Source organism: Pseudomonas sp. CGJS7, assembly GCF_036961695.1.
On sequence record NZ_JBAMDI010000162.1, the window covers coordinates 1 to 20,837 of the forward strand.

The 20,837-nt window shown below is 66.1% G+C and carries 10 protein-coding genes; 9 read left to right on the top strand and 1 reads right to left on the bottom strand.

The genetic code is table 11. The features are described 5' to 3' along the window. Positions 1-382 precede the first annotated feature (382 nt). The 8 genes from V7787_RS46975 (at position 383) to V7787_RS47010 (ending at position 10,398) form a co-directional block, all read left to right on the top strand. Positions 383-3,214, top strand: coding sequence for a xanthine dehydrogenase family protein molybdopterin-binding subunit (locus V7787_RS46975; RefSeq protein WP_336094623.1), 2,832 nt, complete (start codon positions 383-385; stop codon positions 3,212-3,214). Next, complete coding sequence (locus V7787_RS46980; RefSeq protein ID WP_003254265.1) at positions 3,207-3,743, top strand: (2Fe-2S)-binding protein; 537 nt, start codon at positions 3,207-3,209, stop codon at positions 3,741-3,743. The genes V7787_RS46975 and V7787_RS46980 overlap by 8 nt, the downstream gene beginning before the upstream one ends. A 2-nt stretch (positions 3,744-3,745) precedes the next feature. Continuing rightward, positions 3,746-4,957, top strand: coding sequence for a cytochrome c (locus tag V7787_RS46985; protein ID WP_020193764.1), 1,212 nt, complete (start codon positions 3,746-3,748; stop codon positions 4,955-4,957). A gap of 3 nt (positions 4,958-4,960) precedes the next feature. After that, a complete protein-coding gene (locus V7787_RS46990; RefSeq protein ID WP_336094624.1) occupies positions 4,961-5,932 on the top strand; it encodes an XdhC family protein in 972 nt (323 codons plus the stop codon). Continuing rightward, positions 5,929-6,492 carry a nucleotidyltransferase family protein gene (locus V7787_RS46995; RefSeq protein ID WP_014590244.1) on the top strand — a complete coding sequence of 188 codons (564 nt, stop codon included), beginning with the start codon at positions 5,929-5,931 and terminating at the stop codon, positions 6,490-6,492. The genes V7787_RS46990 and V7787_RS46995 overlap by 4 nt, the downstream gene beginning before the upstream one ends. Before the next feature lie 180 nt (positions 6,493-6,672). Beyond that, positions 6,673-7,356 (top strand): response regulator, encoded by a 684-nt coding sequence (locus V7787_RS47000; RefSeq protein WP_004576176.1) that lies wholly within the window; start codon positions 6,673-6,675, stop codon positions 7,354-7,356. Continuing rightward, entirely contained in the window at positions 7,353-8,675 is a 1,323-nt protein-coding gene (locus tag V7787_RS47005) for an ATP-binding protein (RefSeq protein WP_014590245.1), read from the top strand. The genes V7787_RS47000 and V7787_RS47005 overlap by 4 nt, the downstream gene beginning before the upstream one ends. Before the next feature lie 331 nt (positions 8,676-9,006). Beyond that, positions 9,007-10,398: an aspartate aminotransferase family protein gene (locus V7787_RS47010; protein WP_104886414.1), complete on the top strand. Its 1,392-nt coding sequence runs from the start codon at positions 9,007-9,009 to the stop codon at positions 10,396-10,398. 41 nt (positions 10,399-10,439) lie between these two features. On the opposite strand, the gene V7787_RS47015 is transcribed toward V7787_RS47010, so the two are convergent. Beyond that, positions 10,440-11,408: a siderophore-interacting protein gene (locus tag V7787_RS47015; RefSeq protein ID WP_064491659.1), complete on the bottom strand. Its 969-nt coding sequence runs from the start codon at positions 11,406-11,408 to the stop codon at positions 10,440-10,442. Positions 11,409-11,679: 271 nt separating this feature from the next. On the opposite strand from V7787_RS47015, the gene V7787_RS47020 reads away from it, so the two are divergent. Next, a partial coding sequence (locus V7787_RS47020) for an amino acid adenylation domain-containing protein (RefSeq protein WP_336094625.1) occupies positions 11,680-20,837 on the top strand: 9,158 nt, incomplete at its 3' end.

The following is a 20,837-nucleotide window of genomic DNA, read 5'->3' on the forward strand; positions in this document are numbered from 1 at the left end:
TATCGCGTCGTACAAACAAGGCGGTCGCGCGCGACTGGTGCAGGAGGGACTGGCCCGAAACAAACGTAGGAGCGGGTTTACCCGCGAAGCGCCGCGCGGGCGGCGCTCGATCTCACAGGCGCTGAAAATCTCCCGGCGAACACCTACCAGGCGCTGAAAATCTCCCGGCAAACACCTACCAGCCGCTGAAAATTTCCCGCCAAACACCTACCCGCCAAAAGCGCGAATTCCGCCCCTTGCCCTATACACACCGCGACACATTGTCGGCTTGACTTTGCCTCTACCCACCCAATTGCTGTAAAGTTGACGCCAAGGTCAGCTTTTCTCAAGCCAGGCCAAGAATCAAAAGAAAGGGCAGGCCCAACTGCCCAGAGGATCAAGCATGTCCAACCGTGATATTTCCCGGCGCGCCTTCCTGCAAGGCGGCCTGGTCGCTGGTGTCGGCGTGACCATGGCGCCACTTGGCAGCCAGGCCTTCGCCGCGTTGATGGAGGAGCGCGTCACCACCTCGCCACAGAAGTGGATGAACCACGACGGCAAGGCGCGTTTCCGTAACGATGCCTTGTCCAAGGTCTGCGGCGACAAAGTATTCGCCCGCGACATCCGCGCCAAGGACATGCCCGGCTGGCCCGCGCAGCAAGGTCATGCGCTGCTGCTCAAGGCGACCAAGGTCGACCGGATTTATGCCGGCCATGACCTCAGCCTGCTCGGCAGCGACCTGCAGCCGGACCGCATCGTCACCGCCGCCGACCTCGAACAGGACGGCATTGCCTGGCCCGAGGCCCATTCGCCCGACCCGCTGCTGCCGCCCGGCAAGGTGCCGATGTTCATCGGCCACCCGGTGGCGATCCTGATCTGGCACGACTTCGAGCGCTTCCGCCAGGCCAAGCGCAAGCTGCAGTTCAATCAGCAGGCGATCCGCTACGGTGCCCAGGCGCCGCTGTACCAGCGCGACCCTTATGGCAGCTTCCGCTTCGTGCGGGTGGGTGGCGCCACGCCGTTCGACGACGATGAGTTCTCCAGCCTGAAGAACTCCATGCTGTTCCCCACCATTCTCAACCGCAAGCCGGTGTGGTCGAAGCAGCCCAACCAGCACGGCGACCTGACCGAACAGGGGTTGTTCTACGCCAAGCGCATGGCCGAGCAGCTGGACAACCCGCCCGAGGACTGGCTGGTGTTCGACGAGCGCTACAAGACGCCATCCATCGAACCTGCCGCGCTGGAGCCGGACAACGGTAACGGCTGGTATGACCCGGCCACGGGCACGCTGCACTTCGTGGTCGCCACCCAGTGCCCGTTCGAAGTGGCGCAGGAATGCGTGCACATGATCAAGCCGTCGCGCTTTGCCCTGAACACGCTGAACATGCACCCGGGCTATACCGTGGGCTATGGCTCAAAAGACAACAACATCTTCGTCTTCTATGCCGCGGTGGCTGCGCTTTACGGCGCCGGCGTGCCGATCCGCCTGGCCAACGACCGCTACGAGCAGTTCCAGAGCGGCATCAAGCGCCATGCCTTCGATATCCGCTACCAGTTGGCGGTGGACAAGAAGGACAACAGCTTCAAGATCTTCCGCGCCGACATGAGCTGCGACGGCGGCGGGCGCATCAACTACAGCCCGTCGGTGGCCGCCGTGGGCGCCACTGCTGCCCAGTCGATCTACTACATGCCACAGAACGACCTGTCGGTGACCGCCTACTACTCCCGTGGCGTCGAGGCCGGTTCCATGCGCGGTTACGGCACCCTGCAGAGCATGGCGGCCACCGAGATGATGGTGGATGAGATCGCTGGCCGCCTGGGGGTCGATGCTATCGACCTACGCCGCGCCAACGCGCTGAAATCGGGCATGAAGAACACCCAGGGTGCGGTCCCGGCCGGCGCCCTGCGCCTTTACGAGATCCTCGACAAGGCCGCTGTGCACGAGTGGTGGCGCAACCGCGATGCACGCAAGCAACAGATGGACGCCAAGGACCCGGACCACTGGTACGGCGTCGGCTTCGCCATCTGCCAGAAGGACTTCGGCACAGGCTCCGAGGCGCCGATGGCCAGTGTCGAGTTCAGCGCCGATGGCCGCATCAGCCTGCGCCACATCGGCACCGAGCTGGGCACTGGTATGTCCACTTCCCAAGCACTGGTGGTCAGCGACTTCCTTGGCCGTTCGGCCGACGAGGTGAAGACCGCGGTCACCGAATGGCCGGAGCTGCAGCTGACCACCAGCGGCAACCCCTACCTGATCAGTCAGCCCGAACAGGACGCCGCGCTGCGCAACCCGCGCTGGGTCGGCAAGCTGGCGTCGCCGTCGTCGGCGACCAACTCGGCCTTCTACTTCAGCCATGCCACCCGCGAAGCGGCGCGTGTGCTGTTCAATCATGGGCTGTGGCCGGCGGCCATGGCGATCTGGAGCCAAGGCCCGCACGGCGGCCAGGCCAACCCGCTGGTGGTGCGCCGCGAAAATGCGGTGTGGGTCAACGGTGAGCTGACCGGCAACGGCCTGGCGCCGATTCCGTTTGCCCAGCTGGCGCAGAAGGCCCACGACATGGGGCTGGTCACTGGCGTGAGCGTGCACGGCTTCAACCGCTGGAGCTGGGCCGAGGCCGACTTTGTCATCGATGGCGTGCGCGAGCGCTTCCCGCTCGATGCCATGGCGGTGAAATACGGCGATGGTGCGGTGAATGCCAAGAAGGCGCAGATGGGCAGCCATGGCTATCACCTGCTCGACCGGCAGAATGCAGCCTACCCCGACACCCAGCTGAACAACGCCATGGTCACCTACTACAGCCCGGTGGCGACCATCGTCGAGGTCAAGGTCAACAAAGGCACCTTGGAGACGCAGGTGCTCAACCACCACAGTTGGGTCGAGTGTGGCCGGGTGCTGGTGCCGGAACTGGTCAAGGGCCAGCTCGAAGGCGGTATCGCCATGGGCATTGGCCATGCACTGACCGAAGAAATGCCGTTGTACGAGGGTGGGCCCGGGGAGGGCGACTGGAACTTCAACCGCTACCGCCTGCCGCATGCGCGCGATGTGGCGGTGTGGCAGCAGACCAGCGAAATCCTCCCGCCGCTGTCACCGACCGACCCCTCCAAGGGCATCGCCGAAGTGGTGATGATCCCGGTCGTCGGTGCCATCGGCAATGCCGTCGCGCATGCCATCGGCAAGCGCGTGCGCGATCTCCCCATCACCCCAGCCCGTATCAAGGAGGCCCTCAATGGCTAACCGTCCACTGCAACTGACGCTCAATGGTCAACCGGTCGGGCCGGTCGAGGTCCCCGCGGACCTGGCGATGATCGACTACCTGCACGAACACCAGAACCTCACCGGCTCGCGCCTGGGTTGCGGCCAGGGCATCTGCCACGCCTGCGTGGTGATCGTCGACAACCCCGACGGCACCAGCGAAGAAGTGCGCACCTGCATCACCGGTGCGCATTACTTCGAAGGCAAGAAGGTTCGCACCATCGAAGGCCATGCCAAGAAAGACGAGGCCGGCAACCTGACGCTCAACCCGATCCAGCAGAAGTTCGTCGACCTGTTCGCCTTCCAGTGCAGCTACTGCGCACCAGGCTTCGTCAATGCCGCTACCGTGCTGGTGGAAACGGCCCAGCGCCAGCCGTTGAAGAAGAGCGAAGTGGAGGACCGCATCGAGGCCAGCCTCGGTCACCACATCTGCCGCTGCACAGGCTATGTGCGTTACTACGATGCCACCCGCAAGGTGCTCAACGATCTCGGCCTGGTCAAGGAGGGTTGAACATGGGCTTCGTACGTAGCGCCTCGGCGTTGGCCCTCGGGCTGGCTGTCAGTTCGTTTGCCTTGGCGGCCGACGATGCGCAGGTCAAGCGCGGTGAATACCTGGCCCGCGCGGCCGACTGCATGGCCTGCCACACCGCCGAAGGCGGCGCGCCGTATGCGGGCGGCCTGCCGATCCATTCGCCGTTCGGCACCATTTATGGCAGCAATATCACCCCGGACAAACAGTATGGCATCGGCAACTACAGCGCCGACGAGTTCTTCGCCGCAGTCACCGAGGGCAAGCGCAAGGATGGCGCCAACCTTTATCCAGCGATGCCTTACACCTCGTACCACCTGATCAAGCGTGAAGACTCGGACGCGATCCTCGCCTACCTGATGACCATACCGCCGATCAACCGCCCGGCACCGCAGACCGCGCTGCGCTTCCCGTTCAATGTGCGCATGGGGCTCAGCGGCTGGAACATGCTGTATGGCAAGAGCGTGCAACTGCAGCCGACCGAGGGTAAAAGCCCGGCCTGGCAGCGCGGCCAGTACATGGTAGAGGTCATGGGCCATTGTGGCGAATGCCATACCCCGCGCAATGCAATCGGTGCGCTGCAGCAGGACCAACGCCTGAGCGGCGGCCTGCTGGGTGGCTACCTGGCGCCAAGCCTGCTGGCCCAGGACCTGGCCGAGCGCGGCTGGACCCAGCCGGACCTGACCACCTTCCTCAAGCACGGCATCAGCGCCCAGGGCAGCATGTTCAACGAGATGTTCCCGGTGGTGCACCACAGCACCCAGCACCTGGAAGATGCAGACCTTGCGGCCATGGCCACCTACCTGCTGGGCGACCAGCCGCCGCCGGCCAAGGCTATCGAGTCCGTTGCCCTGGAGCAGATGAGCGACAGTGCCAAGCGGGGCCACCAGCAGTACCTGAACGTCTGCGCCGGCTGCCATGGGGTCGACGGCGAGGGCAAGCCGCACATCGCCGTAGCCATGCGCGGCAACACCGTGCTGCGCCAGGCCGACTCGCGCAATCTGGTCAAGGTGGTCCTCGAAGGCATCCGTGAACAGCAGTTCACCGGCTTCGAGCGCATGCAGCCGATGCCGGGCTTTGCCGACAAGCTTGATGACCAACAGGTGATAGATATGGTCAACTACCTGCGCCAGGCCTGGGGTGGATTGCCCGGCGACCTGAACCTACAGCAGCTCGCCGAGCTGAAGGCGGAGTAAAGCGTGCAGCATCTCGATCTACAGGTGATCCGTCAGGCTTTGCAGTGGTCCTGCGACGGCCAGCGGGTATGGTTGTGCACGGTGCTCGCCACCTACGGCTCGGCGCCGCGTGCGCCGGGTTCGCTGCTGGCGGTGAACGCCAGCGGCCAGTGGCTGGGCTCGCTGTCCGGTGGCTGTGTCGAAGACGACTTTCTCGAACGCGTGGCCCTGGGGGAATTCCCGGAGCCGGTTGCCATCGTGCGTTATGGCGACGGCAGCGACCCGCGTTCGCGCGTTCGCCTGCCGTGTGGCGGTGTGCTTGAAGTACTGGTGGAGAACCTGCCGGTTGAATGCGAGGTGCAGGCGCATCTGCGTGAGCTGGAACGTGCGCTGCAGGGCCAGCGCCGGGTACTGCGTGAGGTGAGCCTGCCTATGGGTACCCGCCAGCTGTTCGATGACCATAGTCAGGGGCCACGGGTGGAACGGGAAAATGCCCGGGTGCGCTTGCGTGTCAGCGCCGCCCAGCGGCTGCTGCTGGCCGGTTATTCCAGCGTGGCGCATTTTTGCGTTGAATTCGGCAGGGGCATGGGTTTTGAGGTCATCCTTTGCGAGCCGCGTGATGAAGTACTCGACGGCGTAGTGCTGAATGGCATTGAGGTGCGCCGCGAGCTACCGTCGGAATTCATCGCCAATGGCGGTTGCCATGCCGACACGGCAGTGGTGGCATTGACCCATGATCCAAAAATCGATGACCTGGCCATGCTTGAAGCCGTGCGGACCGAAGCGTTCTACATCGGCGTGATGGGCTCCAAGGCCACCTCCGACAAGCGTCGCGAACGCTTGCAGCGAATTGGTGGCCTGGGTTGCGACGAGCTGGCGCGCATCCATGCGCCGATTGGCCTGAACCTGGGCAGCAAGACCCCGGCCGAGATCGCCCTGGCGGTACTGGCCGATATCCTTCGTGTGCGCAACGGCATCGAGCGGGCGGCGCTGTGAGCGTGGTTGCGCTGGTGCTGGCGGCGGGGCGCGGCACGCGTTTCGGCGCTGACAAGCGCCGGGCGACCCTGGCGGATGGCCGCAGTTTGCTGGCGCATAGCGCGGAGCGGGCACGGGCGGTGTTTGATGATGTGCGTGTGGTGTTGCGCGCGGGCGAGCAGGGCGGGGATTTCGGTTTGCCTGGCGGTTACCGAGTGATCGTCAGCCCGGATGCGGCAGCGGGCATGGGGCACAGCCTGGCGGCCGGGGTCGGGTCGTTGGGCGACAGCCAGGCACAGGCGGTGGCGATCTTGTTGGGTGATATGCCGTGGATCGAGTTGGCTACCTTGCGCCGCTTGGCCGAGGCTTCCAGCGCTTCGAACATTGTGTTGCCACGCCATGCCGGGCAGCAGGGCCACCCGGTGATTTTTGGGCGCGATTTCTGGCCGGCGCTGGGGCTATTGGCCGGCGATGAAGGGGCGCGGGCGGTGGTGCAGGCGCAGCGGGATTGTTGTGTTGTGGTTGAGGTGGAGGATGCTGGGGTGTTGCTGGATGTGGATACCCCGCAGGGGTTGATGTAGGGCCAAGGTGTTCGCCATAGCGTCCGCGGCGCCTGTGGCAGGTGTTCGCAGATGTCACGACGAACAACCCGGCCCCTCACCACACCCAAGTCGAACCCCCCACCCCCCACAAAAGGTCCATAATCCCCCCTTAATCCGCCCAAGGTGCAATAACAGCCACACCACTCCGGGAGCCCCACCATGCACGTTCTGCTCTGCGAGGACGACGACCTGATCGCCGCCGGCATCTGCGCCGGCCTCACCGCCCAGGGCCTGACTGTGGACCGGGTGGGTAACGCCGCTGCTGCGCGGGCGATGCTGCAGGCCGCGCAGTTTGACGTGATGATTCTCGACCTCGGCCTGCCCGACGAAGACGGCCTCAAGCTGCTGCGCCGCCTGCGCGAAAAAGGCGAGACCCTGCCGGTACTGGTGCTCACCGCCCGCGATGCCGTCACCGATCGTGTCGATGGCCTGCAGGCCGGTGCCGACGATTACCTGCTCAAGCCCTTCGATCTGCGCGAGCTGGCCGCACGCCTGCATACCTTGCTGCGGCGGGTGGCCGGGCGGGCGGTGAACGTGATCGAGCACGGCCCGCTGCGCTATGACCCGAGTAGCTGCGAGGCGACCTTGGCCGGCCAGCATGTCGACCTGTCCCGCCGTGAGCAGGCCCTGCTCCAGGCGCTGCTGCAGAACCCCGGGCGCGTGCTGTCCAGCGAGCAACTGAAAGACTGCGTGTATGGTTTCAGCGACGAAGTCGAGAGCAACGCCCTGAACGTGCACATCCACCACCTGCGGCGCAAGCTGGGTAACGGCATTGTCGAGACCGTGCGTGGCCTGGGCTACCGGCTGGGCCCGGCGCAGGCACCGCAAGAGGCCGCATCATGAGCCTGCGGGTGCGCCTGAGCCTGATCCTCGGCAGTGCCTTCGTGATCATCTGGGCGCTGGCCGCGGCGTGGATGCTGCGTGACCTGCGCCAGCAGATGATGTTTTCCCTCGACCAGCGGCTGGTGGCGTCGGCGCGTATGGTCGCCGGGCTGATCGACCAACTGCCGCAGCCGCTGACCGCCAAGGGCGGGGAGGCGCATTTTTCCGCCGACCAGTTCAGCGTACCGGATGGCATGGCCTGCCAGGTCAGCTCGCTGCGTGGCGAGATCCTCGCCAGCAACCACAAGCACGATGGCGCCATGGACGACGAGCGCAGCGGGTTTCGTGACCAGACCATCGACGATGCGCTTTGGCGCACCTTTACCTACAACCACGGCGATGTGCGCATCACCACGGCCGACCGGCACATGGAGCGCGAGGCGCTGAACCAGTCGATTCTGCTGGCGGCATCGGCGCCGGTACTGATGGCCCTGCTCGGCAGCCTGGGGCTGTTGTGGATCGGCCTTGGCAAGGGCCTGGAGCCGCTCAACCGCATGCGTGATGCGTTGCGCCGCAGGCGTGCGGACAGTGTCGAGCCGCTGCAGGTGGCGGGCATGCCCAGCGAGTTGCAGCCGTTGCTGGAGACCCAGAACCAGCTGTTCCTGCGCATTGCCCAGACCCTCGAGCGTGAGCGGCGCCTGACCGACGATGCCGCGCATGAACTGCGCAGCCCGCTGACCGCGATCAAGACCCACCTGCAGGTGGCGCGCATGACCGACGGTGCAGTGCGCGAGCAGGCGCTGGAGCATGCCGAGCAGGGCACCGACCGCATGCACCGCACGCTTGAGCAGTTGCTGATGCTGGCGCGGGTGGAAGGCAGCCTGTCGTTCGAGGATGGCGTGCAGTGCAGCGCCGAGCAGGTGGCCCGTCAGGCGGTGCAGGATGCCGGCGGCGGCGACAACCGGCGTATCGTGTTGCGTTTGCCAGAGGAGGCGACGCAAATCTACCTGGGGATGCCGGCACCGTTGGCGGTGGCAGCGCTGCGCAACCTGCTGGACAACGCCTTGCGTCATGGCGGCGATGAAGCCGTGGAGTTGGAGGTGCAGATGGCGGACGGCCAGGTGGGCTTCATGGTGCGTGACCATGGGCCAGGCATTGCTGAAGCGGACCTGGAGCACCTGACCGAGCGCTTCTGGCGCAATGGGCAGAGTGGTGGTTGCGGTTTGGGGCTGGCGATTGTGCAGGCGATCGTGCAGCGGTGTGCCGGTAGCCTGCGCTTTGACAGCCGTAGTGACGGCTTGCGGGTCTTGTTGCAGGTACCGGCGCGTCCTGGGCATTGATGTTTATCGCCTGTGCTGGCCTCTTCGCGGGTGAACCCGCTCCTACGGGCGGTGCGGTCTGTGGGGGTGGGTTTGCCTGTGCTGGCCTCTTCGCGGGTGAACCCGCTCCTACGGGCGGGTGGCGGTCTTTGGGGGCGGGTTTGCCTGTGCTGGCCTCTTCGCGGGTGAACCCGCTCCTACGCGGGCGGTGTGGTTGTTGTAGGAGCGGGTTTACCCGCGAAAGGGCCGGCACAGACAAAGATAAAATCGCGTAACAACCGCTAAATCCTCCCCCCACTCAAGCGTTTCCAAAGCGATAACCGCCCATCCGCTTGCTCGCGAGGATTTACCCATGTCCACCGCTTCCAGCCTTGCCCGGGTTGTACCGGCCAGCGTGCCGCAACCCTTGTACGAATTCACCGATTCGCCTTTGCTGCAACGCCAGCAACAGCAGGAATCCAACGCCCGCAGCTACCCGCGGCGCATCCCGCTGGCGCTCAGGCGTGCCCGTGGCATCCACGTCGAAGACGTCGAAGGCCGCCAGTTCATCGACTGCCTGGCCGGTGCCGGCACCCTGGCCCTGGGCCACAACCACCCGGTGGTGGTCGAGGCGATCCAGCGGGTGCTGGCTGACGAGTTGCCGCTGCACACCTTGGACCTGACCACCCCGGTCAAGGACCGCTTCGTCCAGGACCTGTTCGGCATCCTGCCCGAGGCGCTGCGCCGCGAGGCCAAGGTGCAGTTCTGTGGCCCGACCGGCACTGATGCAGTCGAGGCTGCGCTCAAGCTGGTGCGCACCGCCACCGGCCGCAGCACCGTGCTGGCCTTCCAGGGCGCCTACCATGGCATGAGCCAAGGCGCGCTGAGCCTGATGGGCAGCCATGGGCCGAAACAGCCACTGGGGGCCTTGCTCGGCAACGGCGTGCAGTTCATGCCTTACCCGTACGACTACCGCTGCCCGTTCGGCTTGGGCGGCGAAGCCGGGGTGAAGGCCAACCTGCATTACCTGGAAAACCTGCTGCTCGACCCGGAAAGCGGCGTGCCACTGCCGGCGGCGGTGATCCTTGAGGTGGTGCAGGGCGAGGGTGGTGTGATCCCGGCCGATATCGAATGGCTCAGGGGTGTGCGCCGTATCACCGAGCAGGCCGGTGTGGCGCTGATCCTCGACGAGATCCAGAGCGGCTTTGCCCGCACCGGGCGCATGTTCGCCTTCGAACATGCCGGCATCGTCCCGGACGTGGTCACGCTGTCCAAGGCCATTGGCGGCAGCCTGCCGTTGGCGGTGGTGGTGTACCGCGACTGGCTGGATACCTGGAAGCCGGGCGCACATGCTGGCACTTTCCGTGGCAACCAGATGGCCATGGCCGCGGGTTCGGCGGTGATCAATTACTTGGTCGAGCATCGCCTGGCCGACCATGCCGAGGCTATGGGGCTGCGCTTGCGCAAGCACCTGCTGCAGTTGCAGCAGGACTATCCGCAGTTGGGTGACATTCGCGGGCGTGGGCTGATGCTCGGAGTGGAACTGGTCGACCCACAAGGCCAGCCTGATGCGCTGGGCCACCCGCCGGCTAACCGCGACCTGGCGCCTAAGGTGCAGCGCGAGTGCCTCAAGCGCGGCCTGATCCTGGAGTTGGGTGGGCGACATGGGGCGGTGGTGCGTTTCCTGCCCCCGTTGATTATCAGTGGCGAGCAGATCGACGAGGTGGCGCAGCGGTTTGCCGAGGCGTTGATCGCGGCAGTCTGAACCATTGCCGGGGGCGCAAAGCGCCCCCAGGCTAACTCAAGTCAATCAAAGGTCCGCCCGGCCCGCCAATAACCCATCAGGGTCAGGCACTCTCGTTGCAGCCCGCGCTCCTTGATCAGATACCGGCGAATATCCATTACCGTCGCCGATTCCCCCGCGACCCAGGCATGGAACGCACTGCTGGAGCTACTGGCCTGTTCCCACAAGATCCGTGTGTCGATGTCCACTTCTTCCAGCTTCGCCCGTGGTGCGGCAGGCTCCTGTGGCAGGCTGGCCAGTTCGCGCACGGCATGCTGCATGGCCTGGCCATGCGCGCAGCCCAGCAGCTCGCGCGGCAGCCAATGCAGTTCGGTGGCATCGCCATGGCGCAGATCCAGGCAATCAGCTTCCAACGGCACCTCGATGAACGCCTGCACCGCAAGCTCGGGCTGGGTCTCTGCCAGTTGCTCAAGGATGCCGGCAATCGCCGGAAGTGCCGTTTCGTCACCCACCAGCAGTACGTTGCGCACCCCCTGGGGTGGCTTCCATTCATAACCGCCGGGGTCACCGGCATAGGCCAGGTTGGGCGCGACCATCTGCAGGCGGTCACCCACCTGGGCATGGCTGGCCCAAGCCGAAGCAGGGCCGTTGACGCCATGCAGCACGAAATCTACATCGACTTCCAGTGCTTCCCGACGCAGCGCGCGGATGGTGTAGGTACGCATGGGTGGGCGCTGTGCTGGCGGCAAGGCGCTGTGCGCAGTTTTCCAGTGGGCATCGGCGGGAAGTACAGGCAGCGAACCATCTGGGGCGGGAAAGAACAGCTTGACCCGTTGGTCGGGGGCCAGGGTGGCCATCTGGGCCACATCCGGGCCGGTGAACACCAGGCGTGCAAGTGATGGGGAAAGGGTGATGCGTTGCTTGAGCTGTAGGTCGAACAGGCGGTAGGCGCTGGCAGCCGGGCTGTGGCTGCCGACCAGGCGGCGCAGGCCTTGCTGGAGTGCCTGGGTGATGCGGGCGGGGCTGGACATGCGAAGGTCCTCTTGCAGGGCGGCTTTCTCGGTAAACGAGCCGCCGCGACGGCAAATTAACGCCTCGCTGTTGGCTTGTCAGCCACGCCCGAGATTGACCCAGAAATTCACCGACAACGATGAGTGAGATAAATCGAATGGCTGGCCGTGGAATGTGGTGTGTCTGCAACTGCCGTCAGGGGCGCGGTGGCATTAATTTTTTTCAGGTTGTATCCGTTTCGTAGGGATAGCCGGGCCCCGCCCGATACCTCACTCGTACGGAAGCAATCTGATGAATGCCGAAAAGTCCCTGCTACTGGCCCGCCGTTTCATTGAACTGCCGCAGGAGAAACGCGGCGTGTTCCTCGAGACCCTGGCCAGGGAGGGCATCGACTTTTCCCAGTTCCCCATTCCGGCCGGGGTCCAGGCGCCGGACCGCCAAGGGTTGTCCTATGCCCAGCAGCGCATGTGGGTACTTTGGCAGATGGACCCCCAGGGCGGCGCCTACAACCTGCCAGGCGCGGTGCGTCTGACCGGGCAACTGGACGAGTCCGCGCTGGAGCAGGCGTTCGCCAGCCTGCTGGCGCGTCACCAGAGCCTGACCACAGTATTCGAGGTCCAGCCTGACGACAGTCTGCTCCAGGTCCATCGCCCGGTCGGCGAGGCCTTGATCGAGCGTGTCGACCTGCGTCAGTGGGATGAGGACGAGTGCGAAGCGCAGGTGCGTGCAGAAGCCGAGGCCGAGTCATTGCGTCCATTCGACCTGGCGCAAGGGCCGCTGCTGCGCGTGCGTCTGCTGCGCCTGGCCGAGCAGGAACATGTGCTGCTGTTGACCCTGCATCACATTGTTTCCGACGGTTGGTCGATGAACGTGCTGATCGACGAGTTCAGCCGCTGCTACGACGCCTTCGCCGCTGGCCATGCGCCGCAACTGCCGGACCTGCCGATCCAGTACGTCGACTATGCCCTGTGGCAGCGCCGCTGGCTGGAAGCCGGCGAACTGGCACGGCAGCTGGCGTACTGGCAGGCGCAGTTGGGCGATGAGCAGCCCGTGCTCGAGCTGCCCTTGGATAATGCCCGTCCGGCGACCCCGAGTTTCAGCGGCGAGCGCCGCTCGTTCGCGGTCGATGCGGCCTTGGCCGAGCGGCTGCGCGGCTTCGCCCGCCAGCATAACCTCACGCCGTTCATGGTCATGCTTGGCGCGTTCGGCTTGCTCCTGCAACGCTATACTGGCCAGCCCGACCTGCGTATCGGCAGCCCGGTGGCCAACCGCAACCGCGCCGAAGTCGAAGGGCTGATCGGTTTGTTCGTCAACACCCAGGTGTTGCGTGTGCGGCCGGACGCGCACCTCGATGTGCTGGCCTACCTGCAAGGCATCAAGCAGGTCATACTCGGTGCCCAGGCGCACCAGGACCTGCCATTCGAACGCCTGGTCGAGGCGCTCAAGGTCGAGCGCAGCCTGAGCCATGCGCCGCTGTTCCAGGTGATGTACAACCACCAGCCGCAAGTCGCCGACCTGGCCACCGTGACCCTGGCCTCGGGGCTGCAACTGTCGCCCCTGGCATGGCGCAGCCGCACCACCCAGTTCGACCTGAGCCTGGACACCTACGAGCAGGGTGGCACCCTGCACGCCGCCTTCACCTACGCCAGCGACCTGTTCCAGGCCGCCACCATCGAACGCATGGCGACACACTGGCAGGCCCTGCTGCAGGCCCTGGTCAGCCAGCCGCACAGCGCGCTGTGGCAGCTGCCGATGCTCGATGACGCCAGCCGTCGCACAGTGCTGGAGGATTGGAACGCCACCGCCCGCGATTATCCGCTCGGGCGCGGCGTGCACCAGCTGTTCGAGGATCAGGTGCGCCACGCGCCAGACGCCCCGGCGCTGGTGTTCGGTGATACCGCGCTCAGCTATGCGCAGCTCGATGCCCGCGCCAACCGCCTGGCTCACTTCCTGCGTGTGCAAGGCGCCGGAGCCGACAGCCTGGTGGGTATCAGCGTGCTGCGCAGCGTAGAAATGGTCGTCGGGCTGATGGCGATCCTCAAGGCCGGTGCGGCTTACGTGCCGCTGGATCCGGAATACCCCGAGGAGCGCCTGGCCTACATGATCGAGGACAGCGGCATTCGCCTGCTGCTGACCCAGCAGGCGCTGCAGGGCAGCCTGCCGGTGCCCGGTGACGTGCAGTGCATCGCCCTGGACCAACTGACGCTGGACGACCAGCCAGACAGCCCGCCCCAGGTGGCGAACGACCCACGGCAGCTGGCCTATGTCATCTATACCTCCGGCTCCACCGGCCGGCCGAAAGGCGCCGGCAACAGCCATGAAGCCCTGGCCAACCGCCTGCACTGGATGCAGGAAGCCTATGGCCTGGGCGCCGGTGACACGGTGCTGCAGAAGACCCCGTTCAGCTTCGACGTCTCGGTCTGGGAGTTCTTCTGGCCGCTGATGACCGGTGCTCGGCTGGCCGTGGCCGCACCCGGTGACCACCGGGATCCGACGCGCCTGATCGAGACCATTCGTCGCCATCAGGTCAGCACCCTGCATTTCGTGCCCTCGATGCTCCAGGCCTTCATCCACGAGCCCGGTGTCGAGACCTGCGACAGCCTGCGCCGCATCGTCTGCAGCGGCGAGGCATTGCCGGTGGATGCGCAGCTGCAGGTGTTCGGCAAGCTGCCGGCGGCGGCGCTGTACAACCTCTACGGCCCCACCGAGGCGGCTATCGACGTCACGCACTGGACCTGCATCGACGAAGGCCGCGACAGCGTGCCCATCGGCCAGCCCATCGCCAACATCCGCACCTATGTGCTCGATGCTGGCCTCGAGCCGGTGGCGCCGGGCGTTGCCGGCGAACTCTATCTGGGTGGCATTGGCCTGGCCCGTGGTTACCACCGGCGTCCGGGGTTGACCGCCGAGCGCTTCGTTGCCGACCCCTTCGTTGTCGGACAGCGTCTGTACCGTACCGGCGACCGGGTTCGCCAGCGTGTGGATGGCGTGATCGAGTACTTGGGGCGTTTCGATCATCAAGTGAAAATCCGTGGCCTGCGCATCGAACTGGGCGAGATCGAGGCGCGCCTGGCCCAGCATGCCTGGGTGCGCGAGGCCGTGGTGTTGGCGCTGGACGGCAAGCAACTGGTGGCCTACCTGGTGCTCGATGAAACGCCAGACGGCTGGCAGCAAGGGCTCAAGGACTGGCTGCTGCAGGCACTACCGGAATTCATGGTGCCCAGCCACCTGATGCCGCTGGAGCACTTCCCGCTGACCCCCAACGGCAAGCTTGACCGCAAGGCCCTGCCGCAACCGGATGCCGCTCCGCGCGGCGCCTACGTGGCGCCGCAAACCGATGTGCAGCGTACCCTGGCGCAGGTCTGGAGCGAGGTGCTGGGCGTGGCCGAGGTCGGTCTGGACGACAACTTCTTCGAGCTGGGCGGCGATTCGATCATCGCCATCCAGGTGGTTGGCCGCGCTCGACGCCAGGGCCTGCAGTTCAGCCCGCGCGACCTGTTCCAGTTCCAGACCGTGCGCGGCCTGGCCGGCGCGGTCGGACGCCAGCCATCGTTGACGGTTGAGCAGGCGCCGGCCACCGGCGAGGTGGCGCTTAGCCCTGTGCAGCGACATTTCTTCGAACAGGCCATTGCGGTCCGCCAGCACTGGAATCAATCATTGCTGCTCGGCGCCCGGCAACCGTTGCAGGCCCAGGCGCTGGTCGATGCCTTGGGCGATGTGGTCAACCACCATGACGCCCTGCGGCTGCGCTTCGAGCCCGCCGCCGAAGGCTGGCGGCAGCACTATGGCGCGCCGGTCGCGCAGGTCGAGCTGTGGCAGCGCCAGGCTGCGGATGCCCAGGCGCTGACGACGCTCTGCGACGATGCCCAGCGCAGCCTCGACCTGGGCAGTGGACCGCTGTTGCGCGCCATGCTGGTCGACTTGCCGCAAGGCGAGCAGCGCCTGTTGCTGGTCATCCACCACCTGGTGGTCGACGGCGTGTCCTGGCGTATTCTCCTGGAGGACCTGGAGCAGGCTTATGCCCAGCGCCTGGCCGGGCAGCCGCTGTCGCTGGCGCCGCGCACCAGCAGCTACCAGGCCTGGTCTGCGCAACTGCACGAGCAGGTGCCGGCGTTCCTCGGACAATTGCCCTACTGGCAAGCGCAGCGCGGCGATGGCGCACTGCCGTGCGACAGGCCGGACGCGCCGGTGAGCAACCGCCATGGGGCCAAACTGGCGTCGCGTCTGTCCCGCGAGCGCACCCGTCAGTTGCTGCAGGTCGCGCCCGCAGCCTATCGCACCCAGGTCAACGACCTGCTGCTGACCGCCCTGGCACGTGTCATCTGCCAATGGAGCGGCAGCCAGGCGGCGCTGGTGCAGCTGGAGGGGCATGGCCGCGAAGAGCTGTTCGACGGCATCGACCTGACCCGCAGCGTCGGCTGGTTCACCAGCCTCTATCCACTGCGCCTGGCCCCACGCGCCGATCATGGCGACTCGATCAAGGCCATCAAGGAACAGCTGCGCGCGGTGCCGGACAAAGGCATGGGCTACGGCGTACTGCGTTACCTGGGTGACGCCTCGGTGCGGGAGGCCCTGGCGACGCTCGACGCGCCGCGCATCACCTTCAACTATCTGGGCCAGTTCGACAGCCAGTTCGATGCCCAGGCCTTGCTGGCGCCGGCCACCGAGCGCGGTGGCGACGGCCAGGACCCGGACGCGCCGCTGGCCAACTGGCTGACGCTGGAAGGACAGGTCTACAACGGCGAGCTGTCGCTGCAATGGGGCTTCAGCCTGGCGATGTTCGACACCGACACGATCCAGGCGCTGGCCACGGCCTATGACCAGGAGCTGGAGGCGCTCATCGAGCACTGCCTGGGCGTGCCTGCCGGGCAACCGTCGCCGTCGGACTTCCCGTTGGCGCGCATTACTCAGGCGCAACTGGATGCATTGCCGGTGCCCGGCCACGAGATCGAAGACCTCTACCCGTTGTCGCCCATGCAGCAGGGCATGTTCTTCCACTCGCTGTATGAAACCCAGGGCGGCGCCTACATCAACCAGTTGCGCCTGGATATCGGCGGCCTGGACCTGGAACGCTTCGGCGAGGCCTGGCAGGCGGCCCTGGCGCGTCACGAGATCCTGCGCAGCAGCATTCACTGGCAGGGCCTGGACAGTGCCCACCAGATCGTCCAGCGTCAGTTGCCACTGCCGCTGCGCATCGTCGACGAACCTGCGGCAGACCTCGATGCACTGGCTCGGGCCGAGCACGAGGCGGGTTTCGACCTGTCCCGCGCACCCTTGTTCAGGCTGCTGCTGGTGCGTACCGGGGCCGACGACTGGCACCTGGTCTACACCTGCCATCACATCCTCCTGGATGGCTGGAGCAATGCCCAGCTACTGGCCCAGGTGATCCAGCACTACGTCGGCGAGCGCACGTCAGCGCCGGCCGGCCGTTTCCATGATTACCTGGCGTGGCTGCAACGCCAGGACGCCAGTGCCGGCGAGCGTTTCTGGAAAGCCCGTCTCGGCGCCTTGCAGGCGCCGACGCTGCTCGCCCAGGCCCTGCGTCGCCCCGCCGACGCGCAAGGCGAGGGTGAGTACCTCGCCCGCCTCGACGCCGCGCAGACCGCCGAACTGGAGCGTTTTGCCCGTCAGCACAAGGTGACCTTGAACACGCTGTTCCAGGCGGCCTGGGGGCTGTTGCTACAGCGCCTGACCGGGCAAGCCTGCGTGGCCTTCGGCGCCACGGTGTCCGGACGCTCGGCGCCATTGCCGGGCATCGACGACCAGCTCGGGTTATTCATCAATACCTTGCCGGTGCTGATCGATGCCGCGCCTGATCGCCAGGTGGCCGGTTACCTGGCCGACGTGCAGGACTTCAACCTGGGCCTGCGTGAATTCGAGCATGTGCCGCTGTATGCCATCCAGGGGTGGGCTGGCCAGCAGGGCGCGGCGCTGTTCGACAGCCTGCTGGTGTTCGAGAACTTCCCGGTGGCCGAGGCGCTGCGCCAGGGCGCGCCTGCCGGCCTGCGTTTCGGCGCGGTGAGCAATCACGAGCGCACCCACTACCCGCTGACCATCGGCATCGAGCTCGGTGATGGGGTGAGCCTGGCGTTCGGCTACGACCCTGCGCTGTTCGCGGCAGAGCAGGTGGGTCAGCTGTGCGCCGGGCTACGTCAGGTGCTGGCGCAGATGGTCGCCACGCCGGCGGCGCCGGTAGGCGCGCTGGGCCTGCTCGACGATCAGGTGCAGGCCGAGGTGCTTGGCTTCAGCCAAGGCCGCGCACTGGCGTTGCCGAGCCAGGAACTGGTTCACCAGCGTATCGCGGCACAGGCCGCGCGCCAGCCACAGGCCTTGGCCTTGCAATGTGGCGAGCTGCGCCTGAGCTATGGCCAGCTCGATGGCCAGGCCAATCGCCTGGCGCATGCACTGATCGCCGAGGGTGTACGCCCTGGCCAGCGTGTCGGCCTGGCCCTGCGCCGTGGCCCGCAGCTGATCGTCAGCCTGCTTGCCGTGCTCAAGAGCGGCGCGACCTATGTGCCGCTGGATCCGCAGTATCCGCATGAACGGCTGGCCTACATGGTCGAGGACAGCCGTCTGGACCTGTTGTTGTGCGACGACGGCCTGCTGGTCGAGTTGGCGCTGCCGGCGGGGCTGCGCCGCCTGGAGCTGGGGATGTTGGGCGAGCAGGTCGCGCAGTGTGGCGACCACGACCCGGATGTGCAGGTCGCCGCCGAGCAGCTCGCCTATGTCATCTACACCTCCGGTTCCACCGGGCGCCCGAAGGGGGTGGCGATCAGTCATGCGGCACTGCGCGAGTTCAGCTACAGCGCTACCGGCTACTCCCGCCTTGAGCGCGACGACCGGGTGCTGCAGTTCGCCACTTTCAGTTTCGACGGCTTCGTCGAGCAGTGCTATCCGCCACTGTGCGTCGGCGCCGCGCTGATCATGCGTGGCGAGGAACTGTGGGACGCCGATCAGCTGGCGCGGTTGATTGTCGAGCAGGGCGTGACCCTGGCCGACCTGCCGGCCGCCTACTGGCACATGCTGGCCAAGACTTGCGCGGCGCGGCCAGGCCACGGCCTGGGCAAGCTGCGTCAGGTGCACGTGGGCGGCGAGGCCATGTCGGTGGAAGGGTTGCGCCTGTGGCATGCGGCGGGGCTGGGCGGGATCAGCCTGGTCAACACCTATGGCCCGACCGAGGCGACGGTGGTCTCCAGCGTGCATGACTGCCGCCTCGAAGATGCGCAGGACGCGTATGGCGTGCCGATCGGCCAAGCCATCGCCGGCCGCTCGCTGTATGTGCTGGACAGTGCCGGCCAACTGTTGCCCAGCGATGGCGTCGGCGAGCTGTGCATCGGTGCGCCGAACTGCCTGGCGCAGCAATACTTCGACCGCCCGGGGTTGACCGCCGAGCGTTTCCTGCCGGATCCCTTCGCCGAACAGCCTGGCGCACGCCTGTACCGTAGCGGCGATCTGGCGCGTTATACCCAGGCCGGGGTACTGGAGTACGTAGGGCGTATCGATCATCAGGTGAAGATTCGCGGCATGCGTATCGAGATGGGCGAGATCGAGGCCTGCCTGCAAGGGCTGGCGTCGGTGCGCGAGGCGGCGGTGCTGGCCCTCGCCGGGCCGACCGGGCCCCAACTGGTGGCCTACCTGGTCGCTGCTCAGGCCACGCCGTCCGTTGACTGGCTACAGGGCGTACGGGCTGCCTTGGGCCAGGCGCTGCCTGACTACATGATCCCCGCCCACCTGCTGGTGCTGGAACGGCTGCCGTTGAACAACAACGGCAAGCTCGACCGCGCGGCCTTGCCGGCGCCGGACTTCAGTGCCGCCCAGCAGGTCTACGAAGCGCCGCGCACGCCGTTGCAAGCACAACTGGCGACGATCTGGGCGCAGGCCTTGCAGGTCGAGCGCGTCGGCCTTGCCGACAGTTTCTTCAGCCTTGGTGGCCACTCGTTGCTGGCGACCGAGGTCATCGCGCGCATTCGCCAAGGGCTCGGGCTCGAAGTGCCCCTGCGGCAGTTGTTCGAGCAGCCGACCCTGGGGGCCTTCGCCGACCGTTGCGCCGAGCTGGGCCAGGGGGCGGCAGCGGCGATTGCGGTATTGCCGCGCACGCCTGCGATGGCCGTGTCCTATGCCCAGGAGCGCCAGTGGTTCCTCTGGCGGCTGGACCCACAGAGCGCCGCCTACAACGTTCCGGCGGCGTTGCGTGTGCGGGGGCCGCTCGAGTTGTCGGCGTTGCAGTCGGCATTCGACCGGGTCATCGCCCGTCACGAACCATTGCGCACCACCTTCGATGACACCACGGGGATACTGCGACAGCATATTCATCCGCACCTGGCGCTGCCAATCGTGATCGAGCACCCAGGCGAGCTGGACGATGTGGCGCTGGCGGCTTGGGTCGATGCCCAGGTGCGGGCGCCATTCGACCTGGTGCGAGGGCCGTTGCTGCGGGTCAAGTTGCTGGCCATGGGCGAGCAGGATCATGTGCTGGTCATCGTCCAGCATCATATCGTTTCCGACGGCGCCTCCCTGGAGGTGTTGGTCGAAGAGCTGCTGCAGGGCTACCACGGCGAACACAGTGCGCCGTTGCCTGTGCAGTACGCCGACTACGCGGCCTGGCAGCGCCAGTGGCTAGACGGTGGCGAGCGTGCGCGCCAGCTCGATTACTGGATGGCGCAGCTGGGCGGTGAGCAGGTCGTGCTCGAGCTGCCGTTCGACCGGCCACGCCCGGCTCAACGGCGCCTGCGTGGTGCCCGCCTGGACTTCCCGCTCGAGGCTGAACTGAGCCATGGCCTGCAACAGCTGGCCAAGACTCAGGATGCTTCCTTGTTCATGTTGCTGCTGGCAGCGTTCCAGGCCTTGCTGCACCGCTACAGCGGCCAGGCCGACATCCGCGTCGGCATACCGGTGGCCAACCGCACTCGGGCTGAAACTGAGCGGCTGATCGGTTTCTTCGTCAATACCCAGGTGATGCGTGCCCATGTCGATGGCGGGCAGGGCTTTGACGTCCTGTTGCGCCAGACCCGGCAGGCGGCGCTGCAGGCCCAGGCCCACCAGGACCTGCCGTTCGAGCAACTGGTCGAGGCCCTGGCACCGGAACGCAATCTTAGCCACAGCCCCGTGTTCCAGGTGCTGTTCAACCACCAGTACGCTGCGCGCGCCGAGCGGAACTGGGGTGACCTGCGTGTCGAGCCGCTGCATTGGGACAGTGCCACGGCGCAGTTCGACCTGGTGCTGGATACCAGCGAGACCGCGCAGGGGCTGATGGTTTCCCTGGCGTACGACACCGACCTGTTCGAGCGCTCGACCATCGAGCGGCTGTCGACCCACTTCATCAATCTGTTGCAAGGCATCGTCGAGCAACCGCAACAACCGGTGGCCGAACTGCCATTGCTGGCGGCCGCCGAGCGCGAGCGCACCCTGGTCACGTGGAACGCCACCGCTGAAAACTACCCGCTGAAAAC

Bases quoted from the DNA above. Each gene is read 5' to 3' on its own strand.
- V7787_RS46975 (WP_336094623.1), top strand. From the start codon at position 383: ATGTCCAACCGTGATATTTCCCGGCGCGCCTTCCTGCAAGGCGGCCTG.
- V7787_RS46980 (WP_003254265.1), top strand. From the start codon at position 3,207: ATGGCTAACCGTCCACTGCAACTGACGCTCAATGGTCAACCGGTCGGG.
- V7787_RS46985 (WP_020193764.1), top strand. From the start codon at position 3,746: ATGGGCTTCGTACGTAGCGCCTCGGCGTTGGCCCTCGGGCTGGCTGTC.
- V7787_RS47000 (WP_004576176.1), top strand. From the start codon at position 6,673: ATGCACGTTCTGCTCTGCGAGGACGACGACCTGATCGCCGCCGGCATC.
- V7787_RS47005 (WP_014590245.1), top strand. From the start codon at position 7,353: ATGAGCCTGCGGGTGCGCCTGAGCCTGATCCTCGGCAGTGCCTTCGTG.
- V7787_RS47010 (WP_104886414.1), top strand. From the start codon at position 9,007: ATGTCCACCGCTTCCAGCCTTGCCCGGGTTGTACCGGCCAGCGTGCCG.
- V7787_RS47015 (WP_064491659.1), bottom strand. From the start codon at position 11,408: ATGTCCAGCCCCGCCCGCATCACCCAGGCACTCCAGCAAGGCCTGCGC.